The sequence below is a fragment of the Variovorax sp. HJSM1_2 genome, assembly GCF_049316285.1.
Lineage (GTDB): Bacteria > Pseudomonadota > Gammaproteobacteria > Burkholderiales > Burkholderiaceae_C > Rhodoferax_B.
In genome coordinates this window covers 1-14587 of sequence record NZ_JBMOXA010000049.1, presented here as the reverse complement: position 1 = coordinate 14587, position 14587 = coordinate 1, and the positions used below count along the sequence as shown (strand labels likewise).

Here is a 14587-nt window from a genome sequence, read left to right as displayed (position 1 = left end):
TCTGGAACCTTTGTTGAGCGACGACAGCATTGGCCTGGAAGCCGGTGTCTCGACCGACGAACACCAGTCGATTCGCCTTTGGCTGCGCCTGCTGTCGTGCAGCACCGACATCGAGACCGAAATCCGCAAACGCCTGCGCACCCAGTTCGGCATGACGCTGGCGCGCTTCGACTACCTGGCGCAGTTGCACCGCCACCCCGAGGGACTGCGCATGAACGTGTTGTCGCGCAACCTGATGGTGACTGGCGGCAACGTGACGGGCCTGACCGACGAGCTGGAGCAAGCCGGTTTTGTGTCGCGCACCAGCCAGCAGGAAGACCGTCGTTCGTTCCTGGTGTGTTTGACCGCCAAGGGCCGGCGCGCATTTGAAAAGATTGCCCAGGTGCATGAGGGCTGGGTGGTCGAACTGATGGGCGGCCTGGGCGACAGCAACCGCCAGCAGCTCTATGACCTGCTGGGCCAATTGCGCGTGCAGGTGTCGAACAGCCTGGGCGCCGAAGCGGCCGACAAGGCGGCAGACAAAGCTGCCAGTGTGGCGGCCAGCAAAGCCGCGAACAAAACCATAGGAGACTGAGCATGCCCACCAGCGCAACCGAAATTTCCGGGATAGACCCGCAACTGATGGCCGGCAACCAGCAGCCCTGTGCCGACTACCAGGCCAGCAACTTCCTGTGGCAGGTGCGCGACCGCGTGGGCATCATCACGCTGAACCGGCCCGAGCGCAAAAACCCTTTGACCTTTGCCTCGTACGCCGAGCTGCGCGACCTGTTCCAACGGCTGCGTTATGCGCCCGATGTGAAAGCCGTGGTGCTGCATGGTGCGGGCGACAACTTCTGCTCGGGTGGCGACGTGCACGAAATCATTGGCCCGCTGATAGGCCTGAAGGCGCCCGAGCTGCTGATGTTCACCCGCATGACCGGCGACCTGGTGAAGGCCATGCGCCATTGCCCGCAGCCGATTGTGGCCAGCATCGACGGTGTTTGTGCCGGTGCCGGTGCCATCATGGCCATGGCGTCTGACATGCGCCTGGGCACGGCGCGCAGCAAGACGGCGTTTTTGTTCAACCGCGTGGGCCTGGCGGGCTGCGACATGGGCGCATGCGCCATGTTGCCGCGCATCGTAGGCCAAGGGCGCGCTACCGAGCTGCTGCTCACCGGCCGCGCCATCGGCGGTGAAGAGGCAGAGCGCTGGGGCTTCTTCAACCGTGTGTGTGCACCTGAGGCGGTGCTGGACGACGCGTTTGCGCTGGCCCGCGAACTGGCCCATGGCCCTACGTTTGCCAATGGCCTGACCAAGACCATGCTGCAGCAGGAATGGAACATGGGTGTGGACGAAGCCATCGAATCCGAAGCCCAGGTGCAGGCGCTGTGTATGTTGACCGAAGACTTTGGCCGCGCGTACCACGCGTTTGCCAACAAACAAAAACCAGTCTTCGAGGGGAATTGAAGTGAGTGACACCCGCTACCTCGACTGGCCGTTCTTCACTGCCCCGCACGCCGCGCTGCAACGCGCGCTGGACGCCTGGGCGGCCGAACACATTGCGCAAGACCACCCGCACGATGTGGATGCCGCCTGCCGCGCCCTGGTGAAAAGCCTGGGCCAGGGTGGTTGGTTGCGCCACGCCGTGGCCGGTGTGGCGCACGGCGGTGCATCTGAAGTGCTGGACACACGGGCGCTGTGTTTGATCCGCGAAACGCTGGCGCGCCACAGCGGCTTGGCCGACTTTGCGTTCGCCATGCAGGGCTTGGGTTCGGGTGCCATCTCGCTGGCCGGCACACCGGCGCAGCGCGAGCGTTATCTGCCGCGAGTGGCGCGCGGCGAGGCGATTGCCGCGTTTGCATTGTCCGAGCCCGAAGCGGGTTCTGATGTGGCGGCCATGCAATGCGCCGCGCGTATTGAGGGCGACGAGGTGGTGCTCGATGGCGAGAAAACGTGGATCTCGAATGGCGGCATTGCCGACTTCTACGTGGTGTTTGCGCGCACCGGCGAAGCGCCTGGTTCGCGTGGTATCTCGGCTTTTATTGTGGATACCGATACGCCCGGGTTTGAAATTGCAGAACGCATTGAGGTGATAGCACCACACCCGTTGGCGCGCCTGCGTTTCACCAACTGCCGCATTCCACTCACGCAGCGTATTGGTGCAGCGGGCGAGGGCTTCAAGGTCGCAATGCGCACCTTGGACGTGTTTCGCACCTCGGTGGCCGCAGCGGCCCTTGGTTTTGCGCGCCGCGCGCTCGATGAAGGTTTGCACCGCGCCACCACACGCAAGATGTTCAAGGGTGTGCTGGCCGACTTTCAGCTCACACAAGCCAAGCTCGCGCAGATGGCCACCACCATCGACAGCGCGGCCTTGCTGACCTACCGCGCCGCGTGGATGCGCGACCAGGGCCACAAGGTCACACGTGAAGCCGCCATGGCCAAGATGGTGGCCACAGAAGGTGCGCAGCAGGTAATCGATGCGGCCGTGCAACTGTGGGGTGGCCTGGGCGTGGTGAGTGAGCAGCCGGTGGAGCGCCTGTACCGCGAGATCCGCGCCTTGCGCATCTACGAAGGTGCCACCGAAGTGCAGCAACTCATCATTGCACGAGAGTTGCTTAACGACATGAAGACCTCTTCGGAAATCACGCCGTAAACCTTGTGTGGTTCCGAGTCAGTTGAGTTTCAGTTCTTAGACTTCTGCGAGTTCGCTACCATGACCAGTGCCCACATCGATACCTTTGCGCGTGACCGCCTGCCGCCGCCCGAGGACCAACCTGAATTCCTGTTCACGCTGCCCGCCTTGCAGTTCGCCCCACGGCTCAACTGCGCCGTAGAGCTGCTGGACAAACATGTGGCTGAAGGCCGAGGCGACCGGCTTTGTATCCAGGCCAAAGGGGTGCGCTGGACTTATGCCGACCTGCAGCGCCAGGCCAACAAAATCGCCCACGTGCTGGTGGAAGACATGGGCCTGGTGCCCGGCAACCGTGTGTTGCTGCGCGCCGCGAACAACCCCATGTTGGTGGCCTGCTGGTTCGCCGTGATGAAGGTGGGCGCGATTGCGGTTGCCACCATGCCGCTGCTGCGCGCGAAAGAGCTGTCGCAAATCATCGCCAAGGGTGAGGTCACACACGCGCTGTGCGACAAACGCCTGGCCGAAGAATTACAAATGGCCCGCGCGCAAGAAACCCGCTTGCAGCAGGTGCGCCACTTCAATACCGGCGATGCCGATGGCCTGGAAGCCGCGATGGCCAGCAAGCCTGAGACCTTTACTGCGGTGGACACCGCAGCCGACGACACCTGCATCCTGGCCTTTACCTCCGGCACCACCGGCGAGCCCAAGGGCACCATGCATTTCCACCGCGACGTGATGGCCATCTGCGCCTGTTGGCCGCCGCACGTGCTGCGACCCACGCCGGACGATGTGTTCATCGGCAGCCCGCCGCTGGCCTTCACTTTTGGCCTGGGTGGCCTGGTGTTGTTCCCCATGAGCGTGGGCGCCTCCACCGTGCTGCTGGAGAAAGCCGGCCCGCCGGATCTGCTGCAGGCCGTGCAAGACTATGGAGCGACGGTGATGTTCACCGCCCCCACGTCTTACCGCGTGATGGCGCCCATGGCCGATGTACTGCGCAGCAGCAAGTTGCGCAAATGTGTTTCGGCCGGCGAGGCGCTGCCTGCGGCCACACGCGCGGTCTGGAAAGAGCACACCGGCATTGAATTGATTGACGGCATTGGTGCCACCGAGATGCTGCACATCTTCATCTCGGCAGACGAAGAACACGCGCGCCCCGGTGCTACGGGCAAAGCCATTCCCGGCTACATCGCCCAGGTGGTGGATGACGAGGGTCAGGCCGTGCCGCCCGGTGTGGTGGGCAAGCTCGCAGTGAAAGGCCCGACGGGTTGCCGCTATCTGGCTGACAAGCGTCAAAAGCAATACGTGAAGAACGGCTGGAACCTGACCGGCGACGCCTACCTGGTTGACGACGACGGCTACTTCCACTACCAGTCGCGCACCGACGACATGATCATCTCTTCAGGCTACAACATCGCTTCGCCCGAGGTGGAGGACGCGCTGCTGCTGCACCCGCTGGTGACCGAAGCCGGTGTCATCGGTGTGGCCGACGAAGAGCGTGGCCAGATCGTCAAAGCCTTTGTGGTGCTGCAGCCCGGCGCCGAGGCCACCCCTGCGCTGGTGACCGAATTGCAGGAGTTTGTGAAGGCGACAGTGGCGCCCTACAAATACCCGCGTGCTGTGGAGTTCCGCAGCAACCTGCCGCGCACCGAAACCGGCAAGCTGCAACGCTTCAAGCTGCGCGATGTCTGAGCCCCTGGTGTTGAAAACCGATGGCGCTGTGTTCGAGCGCCCTATGCAGATCCGCTTCGCGCATTGCGACCCGGCGGGCATAGTGTTTTTTCCGCAGTACCTGGTGATGTTCAACGGCCTGGTGGAAGACTGGGTGAGTGATGGCCTGGGCATCTCGTATGCCCAGTTGCTCGGGCCGCGCCGTGTGGGCTTGCCCATCGTCAACCTGCAGTGCGACTTCAAGGCCATCAGCCGCATGGGTGATGTGGTCACGCTGGGCCTGCGTCTGCTGCACCTGGGCAGCCGCTCGTTGCGCGTGGGCATTTCTTGTCGCAGTGGCGACGAGTTGCGTGTGCTGTGTGAACAGGTGTTGGTGTGCACCAGCCTGGAGAGCCACCGCGCCGTTACCATGCCGCCAGACCTGCGCGCCGCGCTGGAAGATTTCTACAACAAGTGAGTGATGGCCTCAAAGCCGCGCCACAGCGAATCCAAACCAAATTCAAACATTTAACGGAGATCAAACATGCAAATTCTTCAACCCCCCGGCTGGCCCCGTCCTCGTGGTTATGCGAACGGCGTCTCCGTCAAAGGTCGCATGGTATTTGTGGCCGGCATGGTCGGCTGGGATGCCGAGTGCAAGTTCCGGCACAAAGACATTGCGGGCCAGGTGCGCCAGGCGCTGGAGAACGTGGTGGCGGTGCTGAAAGAAGGCAATGCCAAGCCCGAGAACATCGTACGCATGACCTGGTACGTGACCGACAAACGCGCCTACGTGGCCGCTTACCCCGAAATCGGCGTGGCGTTTCGCGAGTTGATCGGCAGCTTCAACGCAGTGATGACGGCCGTGGAAGTGGCCGGCTTGATTGAAGATGAAGCGCTGGTGGAAATTGAAGTCACGGCAGTGGTGCCGGATTAAAGATCAGGCAGTGTTGTTCGGGCTGCAGCCGAGTGCTGCGGCTAGAAGAAATGCCAAATGAAGCAGAGGTTGAACCAAGCGTGGAGCGCGATGCTCCAGCGCAATCTTCCGCTGGCTTCTTTGGCTTTCCCAAAAACGAGTGAGGGGAAAAAGGTGAGCAGGGCGAGGGCGAGTGAATGTGTGGGAATGTGGCAAGCCGCAAACAGCACACTGGTCAGGACGTTGGGCACACTCAGCCCACACCACTGTTTTTGCGCCCAGCGCTGGTGGCTCAGATAATCCTGAATGGCGGCGCGGAAGGCGAGTTCTTCCATCAGCGGCGCGACCAGCAGGCTGAGCGCGATCGCCGTGAGGCTCATGCGATGGCCGGGTAGGCCGGGTAGGTCGGGTAAAGCCAGCACGCCCCATGACGCCAGACTTTCGATGGCGCCAAGGCCTATGGGCCCCAGGGCGAACGCCAACAGCAGAAATGGGAAAGCCGGGCTGCGCAGCAAAGCGTGAGGGCGTAACGCGGCTTTCATTTCTTTTATTGGCGTTTATTTAACGCGCTTGTGGGCGCCAAATACGCCGGCGGTTCAGGCCGACGATGGCCAGCAAAAACACGCCCCAGAGCACCGGGTCAAACAGCCCCCTGCCACCCATGGAGCAGCCGCCGCCGCTGTCTAGCTTGGGAACGGGATACAGCGTCTCGACCACGCTGGAGTCCAGCGCCACGCTCTGTGGGTCGGCGCCCAGCTTTTGCAGCTCTGTGATGAGGATGCCCGAATACTCGTTGAACAAGCTCGCCTGTCCTGAGGTCAGGTTGCCGGCCGTGGCACTGGTGTTGACCTGTGACTGGTAGTTCTGCAGCCATTTTGCGGCTTGGGAGAACTGTGTCTTCTTCGCTGCGGCGTCGCTGGTGGAGTAACCCCGCGCCACCGAAAGTGTGGCTGCATCTATGGATTTCAGAGCATATTCCGCACCCGTGAAGTAGAGAAACTTGTTGTGGTCGCGCAGCAGCGAGGTCGAAGGCTGTATCGGGAATTGCGCAAAGTTGGCGCACAAGGCACCGCAATTCAGTCCCATGCCGGTGATGGACACGCGGGCTTCGGCGAGCATGTCGTCGGCATCCGCCTGGAGGATGAAGCCGTCTTTCACGTTCTTCGCGGCAGACGCCGAGAATGCGTTGAAGTAGGCGTCGCGTGTCGGGTAGAGGCTGTTGAGCACCTCGGTTGAGAAGGGCTCGTGCCGGCCGTTGAGGAAGCAGGTGCCAGCGCCGGTGTTGCCCCCCTGGTCCAGCGCGACGGGTACATCAAACGGTGCCACGCGTATGCCGCCGAGAACATTGCCCCGGCTGTCGCGTTGTACCGTGGTGCCGTCAGCTTCCAGCTTGATGGGCGGGCCGCTTGGCGGAACCACGGTGGTGCCGCCCGTGCTCCAGCGCGTCAGCCAGTCTATGGTGGCGGCGATCACATGGCGGTCCGGTACCCGGCTACGGCTGGGCAAGTCGCAGGTGTCGCGCAGCCCGGCAGTGGGTTGGTCGCGGCGCAGCAGGGCGTATCGCACCGCAAACGAGGCCCAGTCTGAATGGGATGCGCCGGCGATCGACCACACGCGTATCTTGTCGGTGTCCGGTTGCAGCACATTGATTTCGTTGGCTGATGCCGGTGCCACGTACTCTGTCTCAGACAGCAGTTTGATCACCGGAATGCCCAGATCCGTGCGGATCTTTTCGCCCCCGATGTACAGCAGGGCCGCATCCGTGATGGCGACGTCACGTGTCTGTATGGCGTTGAGGTAGACCGAAACACGCCCGGCGGATTGCGAAACCCCGGCGGCAATCACTTTCTTCAGGTTGGGGCGCAGAGCACCCAGCACATTGGTGCTGCGCAGCGCCTGAATACCTTGTGCGTAAACATCGTAGGAGAGTGGATCGCCACTGGTGAATTTGCCACCAGCGGTGAGGTCTAGCGTGGCATAACGCTGGGGGCTGAACTGTTTGAGGCCCAGGGTGGCGTTGGTGATGGGGCCGCTTTGTGCGGTGATGCCGACCCAGGCATAACCTTCGCGCAGAAAGAACTCATGGGCGCGGAACCACAAGGCTTCCACGTCGTAGTTGCTGGTGGCGTTCATCCATTCCACGATCACCGTGCCATTGAACTTGGCGGGATCGCTGGGACGCCGAACTACCATGCGTGTGGTGTAGGGGTTGCCGGTGGTCAGCACGTTGGCGGTGGCGGACGCACTGGGCCTGGCGCCAATGCCGCCGGCAATGGTGGCGTCATAGGTGTTGGCCTGGCCGGAGTAGAAGAATTCCTCTTCCGTGAAACCGCGTGACTTCAGGTCCAGGTCGGTGGCAAAGAAGGTGTAGTTCTTGTTCGCACTTTTCAGATCCGAGGCAATCGGCCCGGTAACGGTTGGTGTGGGAATGACGGCAAATGCCGATGTCCCAAGGCTTAGCAGCAAGCTTGCCGCGGCGGCCCGCGCAAAGCGGGAAAGTAGGCTTTGATGGCCCTTTTTTCTCAACATCTTGTCTCCTCAAAGTTAGGCGTATACATGGGTCATGCAATACGTACGTACCAGTTGGTACATTTAATGTCGGCTACTTTGAGAGGCTCAACCAATAGGGATAACCCGGTTTTTCGGCCTGAACTTGTTTTGACAAATGACGCAGGTTCGCCGCGCGTCATGGGTTGATTCGGCTGGTGCATCCAGCGCTCGCCGAGCAAAAAGCCCCGCTGCAGGCAGACGCTGCAACGGGGTTTGGGGATGGTGAAGCGTGCCTAGGCTTACTTCATCATCTTGACTTCGGCCTTGCCCTTGTCCTGGTCGGCCTTGGCCATCTTCACGCAGGCGCTCTTGGCGTCGCCCGACTGGTCGTCACACTTTTCCTTGGCGACTTCGTAGGTGGCGTCGACTTTTTCTTCGGCTACCTTGCGGGCGTGGCTGGCGCTAGGTTTGTATTGTTGTTCCAGCTCTGCCTTGGCGACGTTTTCCTTGCCCTTGGCTTCCTTTTCACACACGTCCTTGGCGTTGTCCTTCATGGGCGCACATTGGGCCTTGTCGGTCTTGTAGGTGGCTTCAATGGTGGACTTGGCGGCCTTGTATTCGTCGCCGGTCATGGCACTGGCTTGCGTCGCCATAAAACACATGGAAGCGAGGCCGATCATCAACAGGTTCTTTTTCATGGCAATCCTCTTTTGCTTGTTGACCGCCAGAGCGGTCGGGGAATGAATAGGCGGTTAAATCTTTTTGGGGTGGCGGGTGGCACCGGTGGGCATCGATGGATATCGATCAAGGCCGACGGGTGCCACCCGGGCAAGGGCTATCGGTAACGTCCGTGTGGTCTTACGTGTCACCAGCCCCTAGCCAACTTGTGTCCCGTTAGTCGTTAGTACCAGAGGGTGGGCGGTGTGCGGCCGTCGCGGGTTTCCCACAAGGCAACCTGCTTTTCGGCTTCGTCCTTGGAGACGCCATAACGCTCTTGCACCTTGCCCAGGAACTGGTCACGCTTGCCGGCAATGACGTCGAAATCGTCATCGGTGAGCTTGCCCCATTGCTCCTTCACCTTGCCCTTGAGCTGTTTCCAGTTGCCTTCAATGGTGTCCTTGTTCATGGTGATGTCCTTTCGAAGTTGCGGCGGGCCGGGGTCGGCTGCCGTGAATCCAATGTAGGTGGCATCAAGTTTTAGCAACGTAGGACTTGTCGGGCGTGAGGCGTAGGTTTGCGGCGCGGCGTTTTGCGGGTCGGATGGCGACGTTTGTAGGACACGCCACAACAAAAAAACGCCCCTGTTTCCAGGGGCGTTTGTGAAGGTTGGCGGGGCAGTGTTTCAGCCTTGTGCCACCGGCCGGCTGGCGTCGCTGCACCAGTCGCTCCAACTGCCGGCGTAGAGTCCGGTGCGGCCCAGGCCGGCAACTTCCATGGCGATCAGGTTGGGGTTGGCGCTGACGCCGCTGCCGCATTGGTGCACCACACTTGCCGGGTCGCGTGTGCCCAGCAGGCTCAGGAACTCCGCACGCAAGACCTCGGCCGGTTTGAACTTGCCGTCGGCGCCCAGGTTGGCGGAGAACGGCCGGTTGAGCGCGCCCGGGATGTGGCCGGCCACGGGATCGAGTGGCTCGACTTCGCCGCGGTAGCGTGGTGCGGCGCGGGCATCAAGCACGGTTTGGCTGGCGCTGCCGATGTTCTTCAGCACCGTGTCGGGTGAGACCAGTGTGGCGACAGCCGGTTTGATCGCAAACTTTTGTGTTGGGTTTTTAGAAGAATTTTCTGGGGCGGCGCCGGACTCGACTGCGCCGCCCGCGGCTTGCCAGGCTTGCAGGCCGCCGTCGAGCACGGCCACGGCTTCGTGGCCCAGCCACTTGAGCATCCACCACAGGCGGCCGCAGTAGTTGGCGCCGTTGCGGTCCAGCACCACGGCTTGCATGTGGTTGGCAAAACCCACGCTGCCCAGCCAGGCGGCAAAGGTTTCGCGGCTGGGCAGGGGGTGGCGGCCACCGGAGGCGGCATCGGCAGCGTCGTGTGTGCTCAGGGCGCTGTCGAGATTGGCGTAGACCGAGCCGGCCACATGCACTTCGGCATACGCCTTGGGGCCGGTGGCGGGGTTGCCAAGTTCAAAGCTGCAGTCAAACACCATCAGCGGCTGGCCGCTTGATTGCAGGGCTTGCAGTTGTTCAACGGAGATGAGTGTGGTGTACATGGCGCGTTGTTTCCAAAAGAAAGAGGGTCAATGTTCTTCGGCGGGTGCGTCGGGCGCGGCGCGGGCGCGCAGCAGGGTGGCGACAATGCCGCTGGTGATGATGATGGCCATGCCTATCCAGCCGATCAGCGGGATGTCGTCGCTGAACACCACCGTGCTGTAGATGCCGGCAAACACAATGCCCGAATACTGCAGGTTGGCCACGACCAGCATTTCGCCCTTGCTGCGCACCAGCGAATAGGCACGTGTCATGCTGAGTTGGCCCAAGGCAGCCAGCACACCAATCGGCACCAGCCAGACAGCGGCGTTCCAGTCCCAGGGCGACAAGCCGGTGATCACCATGCCAATGGCGCCCGCGATGGTGGAGCCCACGGCGAAGTAAAACACGGTGCGGGTTTCGGGCTCACCCATGCGCGAAAGCGCCATCACCTGCATGTAGGCAAAGGCTGAGCTCATGCCGGAAAGCAGTCCGATCAAGCCGCCGAAAATTTCGCTCGGGTTCAGCGAGGGGCGCAACATCATCACCACACCCGCAAAGCCGGCCAGCACGGTGAGCACCAGCGAGATCTGCATGGGCGGTGCGGTGTTGTCGCGGCCGGGGCGCCAGGTGAGCATGGCGCCCCCGACCAGGAAGGCCGCGATCCACACGCTGCTCATGTAGTTGAGCGTCATGGCCGTGGCCAGGGGCAGCTTGGAGATGGCGTAGAACCAGGCCATCATCGAGGTGACACCAATGGCGCTGCGCCAGGCGTGCATGCCGGGGTAGCGGGTGCTGAGCGCCACCTTTTGCGAGCGTGCCAGCAGTGCCATGAAGAGGATGCCGATGATGCCGCGGTAGAACACCATCTCGGCGGCGTTGAACGCCTCGGAGGCGAACTTGATGCAGACCCCCATGGTCGCGAAAAAGAACGCGGCCAACACCATCCATAACGCCTGCATGCCGATGCCTTCTACAAAGATTTAAACGGAACAGGCATTCTAGGCAGTCTGCATCAGCGCAAGCAGCTACTAAGTTTGTAGTGCCTCAAGCTGCTCGGGTATTGGCATCTGCTGGCGGTACCACTCGTGGAAGTGCTGCATGCCGTCTTCCATGGGACTTTGGTAGGGGCCGACCTCGTTGTCGCCGCGTTGCATCAGCGCGCGCCGGCCGGCGTCCATGCGCAGGGCGATTTCATCGTCTTCGACGCAGGTCTCCATGTAGGCGGCCTGCTGGGCTTCGACGAACTCGCGCTCAAACGCGGCGATTTCTTCGGGGTAGTAGAACTCCACCATGTTCAGCGTCTTCTGCGGCCCGATCGGGTGCAGCGTGGAGACGGTGAGCACATGCGGATACCACTCGACCATCACGTTCGGGTAGTAGGTGAGCCAGATCGCGCCATGTTTGGGCGGTGTGCCTTGGCTGTACTGCTGCATGGCATCCTGCCAGCGCTGGTAGGCCGGGCTGCCGGCCGCGCCCAGGCGCTGCGCCAGGCCCACGGTTTGCACCGAGTAGTGGTCCTTGAATTCCCACTGCAGGTCGTCGCAGGTCACAAAGCCGCCCAGGCCGGGGTGGAAAGGGCCGACATGGTAGTCCTCCAGATAGACCTCGATGAAGGTCTTCCAGTTGTAGTCACACTCGTGCAGTTCCACGCGGTCCAGCACGTGGCCGGAGAAGTCGAGGTCGGCACGCGGGCCCATATGGGCCAGATCGGCCATGACGTTGCGGCCACCGGCCTCAAACAGCAGGCCGTTCCACGACTGCAGCGGGTAGTTCTGCAGGTTCAGGCAGGGGTCTTGCGCGAAGTGTGGTGCGCCCAGCAGCGTGCCGGCCGGGGCATTCTGGGTGCCGCGGCTGTCGCCGCTATAGGTCCAGCGGTGCAGCGGACAGACGATGTTGCCGCCGGTGCTGCCGGGTTGGGTGGTCAGCAGCGAGCCGCGGCCCTTGAGCATCACGGCCTGGCGGTGGCGGCAGACGTTGGAGACGAGTTCCACCCCTTTGGCGGTGCGCACCAGCGCACGGCCTTCGCCCTCTTGGGGCAGGGCGTAGTAGTCGCCTTGCTGGGGAACTGCCAGTTCGTGCCCGACGTAACGGGGGCCTCGCTGAAACAGGGTGGCAACTTCGCGCTGGAACAGCGCGTCGTCAAAATAGCTTGAAACTGGTAGTTGGCTTGTCGCCTGCTGCAGTTGAAGACTTAAATCAGACATGAATGTCCTGACCTAGAGACTCCCCCTATGAAGGGGCAGGTGGTGGGCGTTTCATCCGGAGACTGAACGCAAAATGAGCGGATGTCGGCCAAACCCGACGAAAGAGCAGGGATTGTAGCCGCCGTGACTTACTGCCGTGCCGCATCCGGTCTTTGCCGCGGTTTAGCAATGTCCATCCTTTGAAACCTGGCCCTCACACTCTGCCAGCACCGCTGCGCGCGGCTCGCTCTAAAATGGCCGGTTTTCGACCCCAAAACATTAAATGCCCAAGGCAACAGTGACCGCAACCCCTTCCACATCGCCCGCCAGTTACGAGGCCGCGCAGGAAGAACTAGACCAACTGGTGAGCAAACTAGAGTCCGGGCAGATGCCGCTGGAGCAGTTGCTGGCGGGCTACCAGCGTGGCGCAGAACTCTTGCGTTACTGCCGTGACAAGCTGGACGCCGTGGAAGAACAGATCAAGGTACTCGACCAGGGCTCGCTGAAAGTCTGGGGGCAGGAATGAGCACCGTGCTGCCTATAGAACAAACGCCCGGTTTTGTGCTGCGCGACTGGAGCCAGCAGCAGTTGGCGCGTGTAGAGCAGGCGCTGGACGCCTGGGTGGCACCAGACCGCGCGGTGTCCGAATCTTCCAGTGAGCAGGAAGACCATGTCTTGGGCCACGCCGCGCCCGCAGCCCTGCGCGAAGCCATGCGTTACTCGGTACTCGACGGTGGCAAGCGCTTGCGCCCGCTGCTGGTGCTGGCCGCGCGCGAGGCGGTGCGCGAGTTGGAACCTGAAGCCATGCGCGCCGCTTTGGACGACGCCGCGTTGCGTGCCGCCTGCGCGGTGGAGCTGATCCACGCCTATTCGTTGGTGCACGACGACATGCCGTGTATGGACAACGACATCCTGCGCAGGGGCAAACCGACGGTACATGTGAAATATGGCGAAGCCCAGGCCCTGCTGGCTGGCGACGCACTGCAGGCCCTGGCCTTTGAAATCCTGACGCCCGCCTTGGTGCCGTCGCAGCCGCCGGTCTACGCCGTGCAGGCCCGCCTGTGCCGCCTGCTGGCCTGCGCCGCGGGTTACGAAGGCATGGCCGGTGGCCAGGCCATAGACCTGGCGAGCACCGGTTTACGCCTGACCGAAGACCAACTGCGTGGCATGCACCGCCTGAAAACCGGCGCGCTGCTGCAAGGCAGCGTGATGATGGGCGCGGCCTGTCTTGCCGATGATGCACATATGGCGGTCACGGCTTTCCCCGCATTGCGCGACTACGGCGCTGCGCTGGGCCTGGCCTTCCAGGTGGTGGACGACATTCTGGATGTGACCGCAGACTCGGCCACGCTGGGCAAGACCGCTGGCAAGGACGCTGCGCAGGACAAACCCACCTACGTTTCGGTGCTGGGCCTGGAGAACTCCCTGGCGTATGCTCAAGCGCTGCTTGACCAGGCCTTGCAGGCGCTGCAGCGCAGCCAGTTGACCAACACCGCAGCCTTGCGTGCCCTGGCTGACATGGTGGTCAACCGCGGCAGCTGATGTGATGCTGGGGGTTTGCCATTTCGGCACCCAATCCTACCCACGGGGTGTTGAGAGCGCCCGTAAGATTTAGAACTATGTCCACTGCAAAGAACAACACCTATCCGCTGCTGCAGTCCATTTCCGACCCTGCCGACCTGCGCCGTCTGTCGCGCGAGGCGCTGAAGACGCTGTCCGATGAGCTGCGTGCGTATGTGCTGGAGAGCGTTGCCAAAACCGGTGGCCATCTGAGCTCCAACCTGGGCACGGTGGAGTTGACCGTGGCCTTGCACTACGTGTTCAACACCCCCGAAGATCGGCTGGTGTGGGACGTGGGTCACCAGACTTACCCGCATAAAATCCTGACCGGTCGGCGCGACCGCATGCACAGCCTGCGGCAACTCGGCGGCTTGTCGGGCTTTCCGCTGCGCAGCGAAAGCCCTTACGACACCTTTGGCACGGCGCATTCCAGCACCTCGATCTCGGCCGCACTTGGCATGGCCCTGGCGGCCAAGACCAAGGGTGAGGATCGCCGCGCGGTGGCCATCATCGGCGACGGTGCCATGAGTGCTGGCATGGCCTTTGAAGCCATGAACAACGCGGGTGTGTCCGACTGCAATTTACTCGTTGTGCTGAACGACAACGACATGAGCATCAGCCCGCCGGTGGGTGCGCTGAACCGCTACCTCGCGCAGTTGATGAGTGGCCACTTCTATGCCGCCGCCAAGAATGTTGGCAAACAGGTGTTGAAGGCCGCACCGCCGCTGTTTGAACTGGCCAAGCGTTTTGAGCAGCATGCCAAGGGCATGGTGGTGCCGGGCACCTTGTTCGAGCAGTTTGGCTTCAACTACATCGGCCCCATCGATGGGCACGACCTGGACTCGCTGATCCCCACGCTGGAGAACATTCGCCAGTTGACCGGTCCGCAGTTCCTGCACGTGGTCACCAAGAAAGGCCGTGGCTACAGCCGTGCCGAAGCCGACCCCGTGGCCTACCATGGCCCGGGCAAGTTTGATCCTGCCGTGGG

Annotated in this window: 16 protein-coding genes; 9 read left to right on the top strand and 7 right to left on the bottom strand. The window is 62.1% G+C overall.

What is annotated here, in order from left to right:
* The first annotated feature begins 1 nt into the window (after window position 1).
* The 6 genes from ACFQ95_RS25530 (at window position 2) to ACFQ95_RS25505 (ending at window position 5195) form a co-directional block, all read left to right on the top strand.
* On the top strand, window positions 2–574 hold the full coding sequence (locus tag ACFQ95_RS25530) for a MarR family winged helix-turn-helix transcriptional regulator (RefSeq protein ID WP_422835723.1): 573 nt from the start codon (window positions 2–4) through the stop codon (window positions 572–574).
* A 2-nt stretch (window positions 575–576) separates the two neighbouring features.
* Complete coding sequence (locus tag ACFQ95_RS25525; RefSeq protein ID WP_422835721.1) at window positions 577–1446, top strand: enoyl-CoA hydratase family protein; 870 nt, start codon at window positions 577–579, stop codon at window positions 1444–1446.
* Between the two features lies 1 nt (window position 1447).
* Window positions 1448–2632 (top strand): acyl-CoA dehydrogenase family protein, encoded by a 1185-nt coding sequence (locus ACFQ95_RS25520; protein ID WP_422835719.1) that lies wholly within the window; start codon window positions 1448–1450, stop codon window positions 2630–2632.
* 60 nt (window positions 2633–2692) lie between these two features.
* Window positions 2693–4300 carry an AMP-binding protein gene (locus tag ACFQ95_RS25515; RefSeq protein ID WP_422835717.1) on the top strand — a complete coding sequence of 536 codons (1608 nt, stop codon included), beginning with the start codon at window positions 2693–2695 and terminating at the stop codon, window positions 4298–4300.
* Window positions 4293–4736, top strand: coding sequence for an acyl-CoA thioesterase (locus ACFQ95_RS25510; RefSeq protein WP_422835715.1), 444 nt, complete (start codon window positions 4293–4295; stop codon window positions 4734–4736). The genes ACFQ95_RS25515 and ACFQ95_RS25510 overlap by 8 nt, the downstream gene beginning before the upstream one ends.
* Window positions 4737–4802: 66 nt before the next feature.
* Window positions 4803–5195 carry a RidA family protein gene (locus ACFQ95_RS25505; protein ID WP_422835713.1) on the top strand — a complete coding sequence of 131 codons (393 nt, stop codon included), beginning with the start codon at window positions 4803–4805 and terminating at the stop codon, window positions 5193–5195.
* Between the two features lie 41 nt (window positions 5196–5236).
* On the opposite strand, the gene mrtJ is transcribed toward ACFQ95_RS25505, so the two are convergent.
* From mrtJ to ACFQ95_RS25470, 7 genes are all read right to left on the bottom strand, one after another.
* Window positions 5237–5716, bottom strand: coding sequence for a JDVT-CTERM system glutamic-type intramembrane protease MrtJ (gene mrtJ / locus ACFQ95_RS25500; protein WP_422835711.1), 480 nt, complete (start codon window positions 5714–5716; stop codon window positions 5237–5239).
* 19 nt (window positions 5717–5735) lie between these two features.
* Window positions 5736–7703 (bottom strand): alpha/beta hydrolase domain-containing protein, encoded by a 1968-nt coding sequence (locus tag ACFQ95_RS25495; RefSeq protein WP_422835709.1) that lies wholly within the window; start codon window positions 7701–7703, stop codon window positions 5736–5738.
* A 260-nt stretch (window positions 7704–7963) separates the two neighbouring features.
* Window positions 7964–8362, bottom strand: a complete 399-nt coding sequence (locus ACFQ95_RS25490) for a hypothetical protein (protein WP_422835707.1) — start codon at window positions 8360–8362, stop codon at window positions 7964–7966.
* Between the two features lie 203 nt (window positions 8363–8565).
* On the bottom strand, window positions 8566–8790 hold the full coding sequence (locus tag ACFQ95_RS25485) for a CsbD family protein (protein ID WP_422835705.1): 225 nt from the start codon (window positions 8788–8790) through the stop codon (window positions 8566–8568).
* A 216-nt stretch (window positions 8791–9006) separates the two neighbouring features.
* Window positions 9007–9876 (bottom strand): sulfurtransferase, encoded by an 870-nt coding sequence (locus ACFQ95_RS25480; RefSeq protein WP_422835703.1) that lies wholly within the window; start codon window positions 9874–9876, stop codon window positions 9007–9009.
* Between the two features lie 27 nt (window positions 9877–9903).
* The gene (locus tag ACFQ95_RS25475; RefSeq protein WP_422835701.1) at window positions 9904–10815 is read right to left on the bottom strand and encodes a DMT family transporter; all 912 of its coding nucleotides are present in this window, start codon (window positions 10813–10815) and stop codon (window positions 9904–9906) included.
* A 69-nt stretch (window positions 10816–10884) separates the two neighbouring features.
* Complete coding sequence (locus ACFQ95_RS25470) at window positions 10885–12060, bottom strand: aromatic ring-hydroxylating oxygenase subunit alpha (protein WP_422835699.1); 1176 nt, start codon at window positions 12058–12060, stop codon at window positions 10885–10887.
* 262 nt (window positions 12061–12322) lie between these two features.
* Between ACFQ95_RS25470 and xseB the strand changes: the two genes are divergently transcribed.
* From xseB to ACFQ95_RS25455, 3 genes are all read left to right on the top strand, one after another.
* Window positions 12323–12565, top strand: a complete 243-nt coding sequence (gene xseB / locus ACFQ95_RS25465) for an exodeoxyribonuclease VII small subunit (RefSeq protein ID WP_422835697.1) — start codon at window positions 12323–12325, stop codon at window positions 12563–12565.
* Window positions 12562–13581: a polyprenyl synthetase family protein gene (locus ACFQ95_RS25460; RefSeq protein ID WP_422835695.1), complete on the top strand. Its 1020-nt coding sequence runs from the start codon at window positions 12562–12564 to the stop codon at window positions 13579–13581. The genes xseB and ACFQ95_RS25460 overlap by 4 nt, the downstream gene beginning before the upstream one ends.
* Before the next feature lie 77 nt (window positions 13582–13658).
* Window positions 13659–14587: 1-deoxy-D-xylulose-5-phosphate synthase N-terminal domain-containing protein (locus tag ACFQ95_RS25455; RefSeq protein WP_422835693.1), on the top strand; the 929-nt coding region annotated here is incomplete at its 3' end.

What these genes read in the sequence shown, in the direction of transcription:
- ACFQ95_RS25510 (WP_422835715.1), top strand. Translation starts at nt 4,293, where the DNA reads ATGTCTGAGCCCCTGGTGTTGAAAACCGATGGCGCTGTGTTCGAGCGC.
- ACFQ95_RS25505 (WP_422835713.1), top strand. Translation starts at nt 4,803, where the DNA reads ATGCAAATTCTTCAACCCCCCGGCTGGCCCCGTCCTCGTGGTTATGCG.
- mrtJ (WP_422835711.1), bottom strand. Translation starts at nt 5,716, where the DNA reads ATGAAAGCCGCGTTACGCCCTCACGCTTTGCTGCGCAGCCCGGCTTTC.
- ACFQ95_RS25470 (WP_422835699.1), bottom strand. Translation starts at nt 12,060, where the DNA reads ATGTCTGATTTAAGTCTTCAACTGCAGCAGGCGACAAGCCAACTACCA.
- ACFQ95_RS25485 (WP_422835705.1), bottom strand. Translation starts at nt 8,790, where the DNA reads ATGAACAAGGACACCATTGAAGGCAACTGGAAACAGCTCAAGGGCAAG.
- ACFQ95_RS25480 (WP_422835703.1), bottom strand. Translation starts at nt 9,876, where the DNA reads ATGTACACCACACTCATCTCCGTTGAACAACTGCAAGCCCTGCAATCA.
- ACFQ95_RS25475 (WP_422835701.1), bottom strand. Translation starts at nt 10,815, where the DNA reads ATGCAGGCGTTATGGATGGTGTTGGCCGCGTTCTTTTTCGCGACCATG.
- xseB (WP_422835697.1), top strand. Translation starts at nt 12,323, where the DNA reads ATGCCCAAGGCAACAGTGACCGCAACCCCTTCCACATCGCCCGCCAGT.
- ACFQ95_RS25490 (WP_422835707.1), bottom strand. Translation starts at nt 8,362, where the DNA reads ATGAAAAAGAACCTGTTGATGATCGGCCTCGCTTCCATGTGTTTTATG.
- ACFQ95_RS25460 (WP_422835695.1), top strand. Translation starts at nt 12,562, where the DNA reads ATGAGCACCGTGCTGCCTATAGAACAAACGCCCGGTTTTGTGCTGCGC.
- ACFQ95_RS25525 (WP_422835721.1), top strand. Translation starts at nt 577, where the DNA reads ATGCCCACCAGCGCAACCGAAATTTCCGGGATAGACCCGCAACTGATG.
- ACFQ95_RS25515 (WP_422835717.1), top strand. Translation starts at nt 2,693, where the DNA reads ATGACCAGTGCCCACATCGATACCTTTGCGCGTGACCGCCTGCCGCCG.
- ACFQ95_RS25495 (WP_422835709.1), bottom strand. Translation starts at nt 7,703, where the DNA reads ATGTTGAGAAAAAAGGGCCATCAAAGCCTACTTTCCCGCTTTGCGCGG.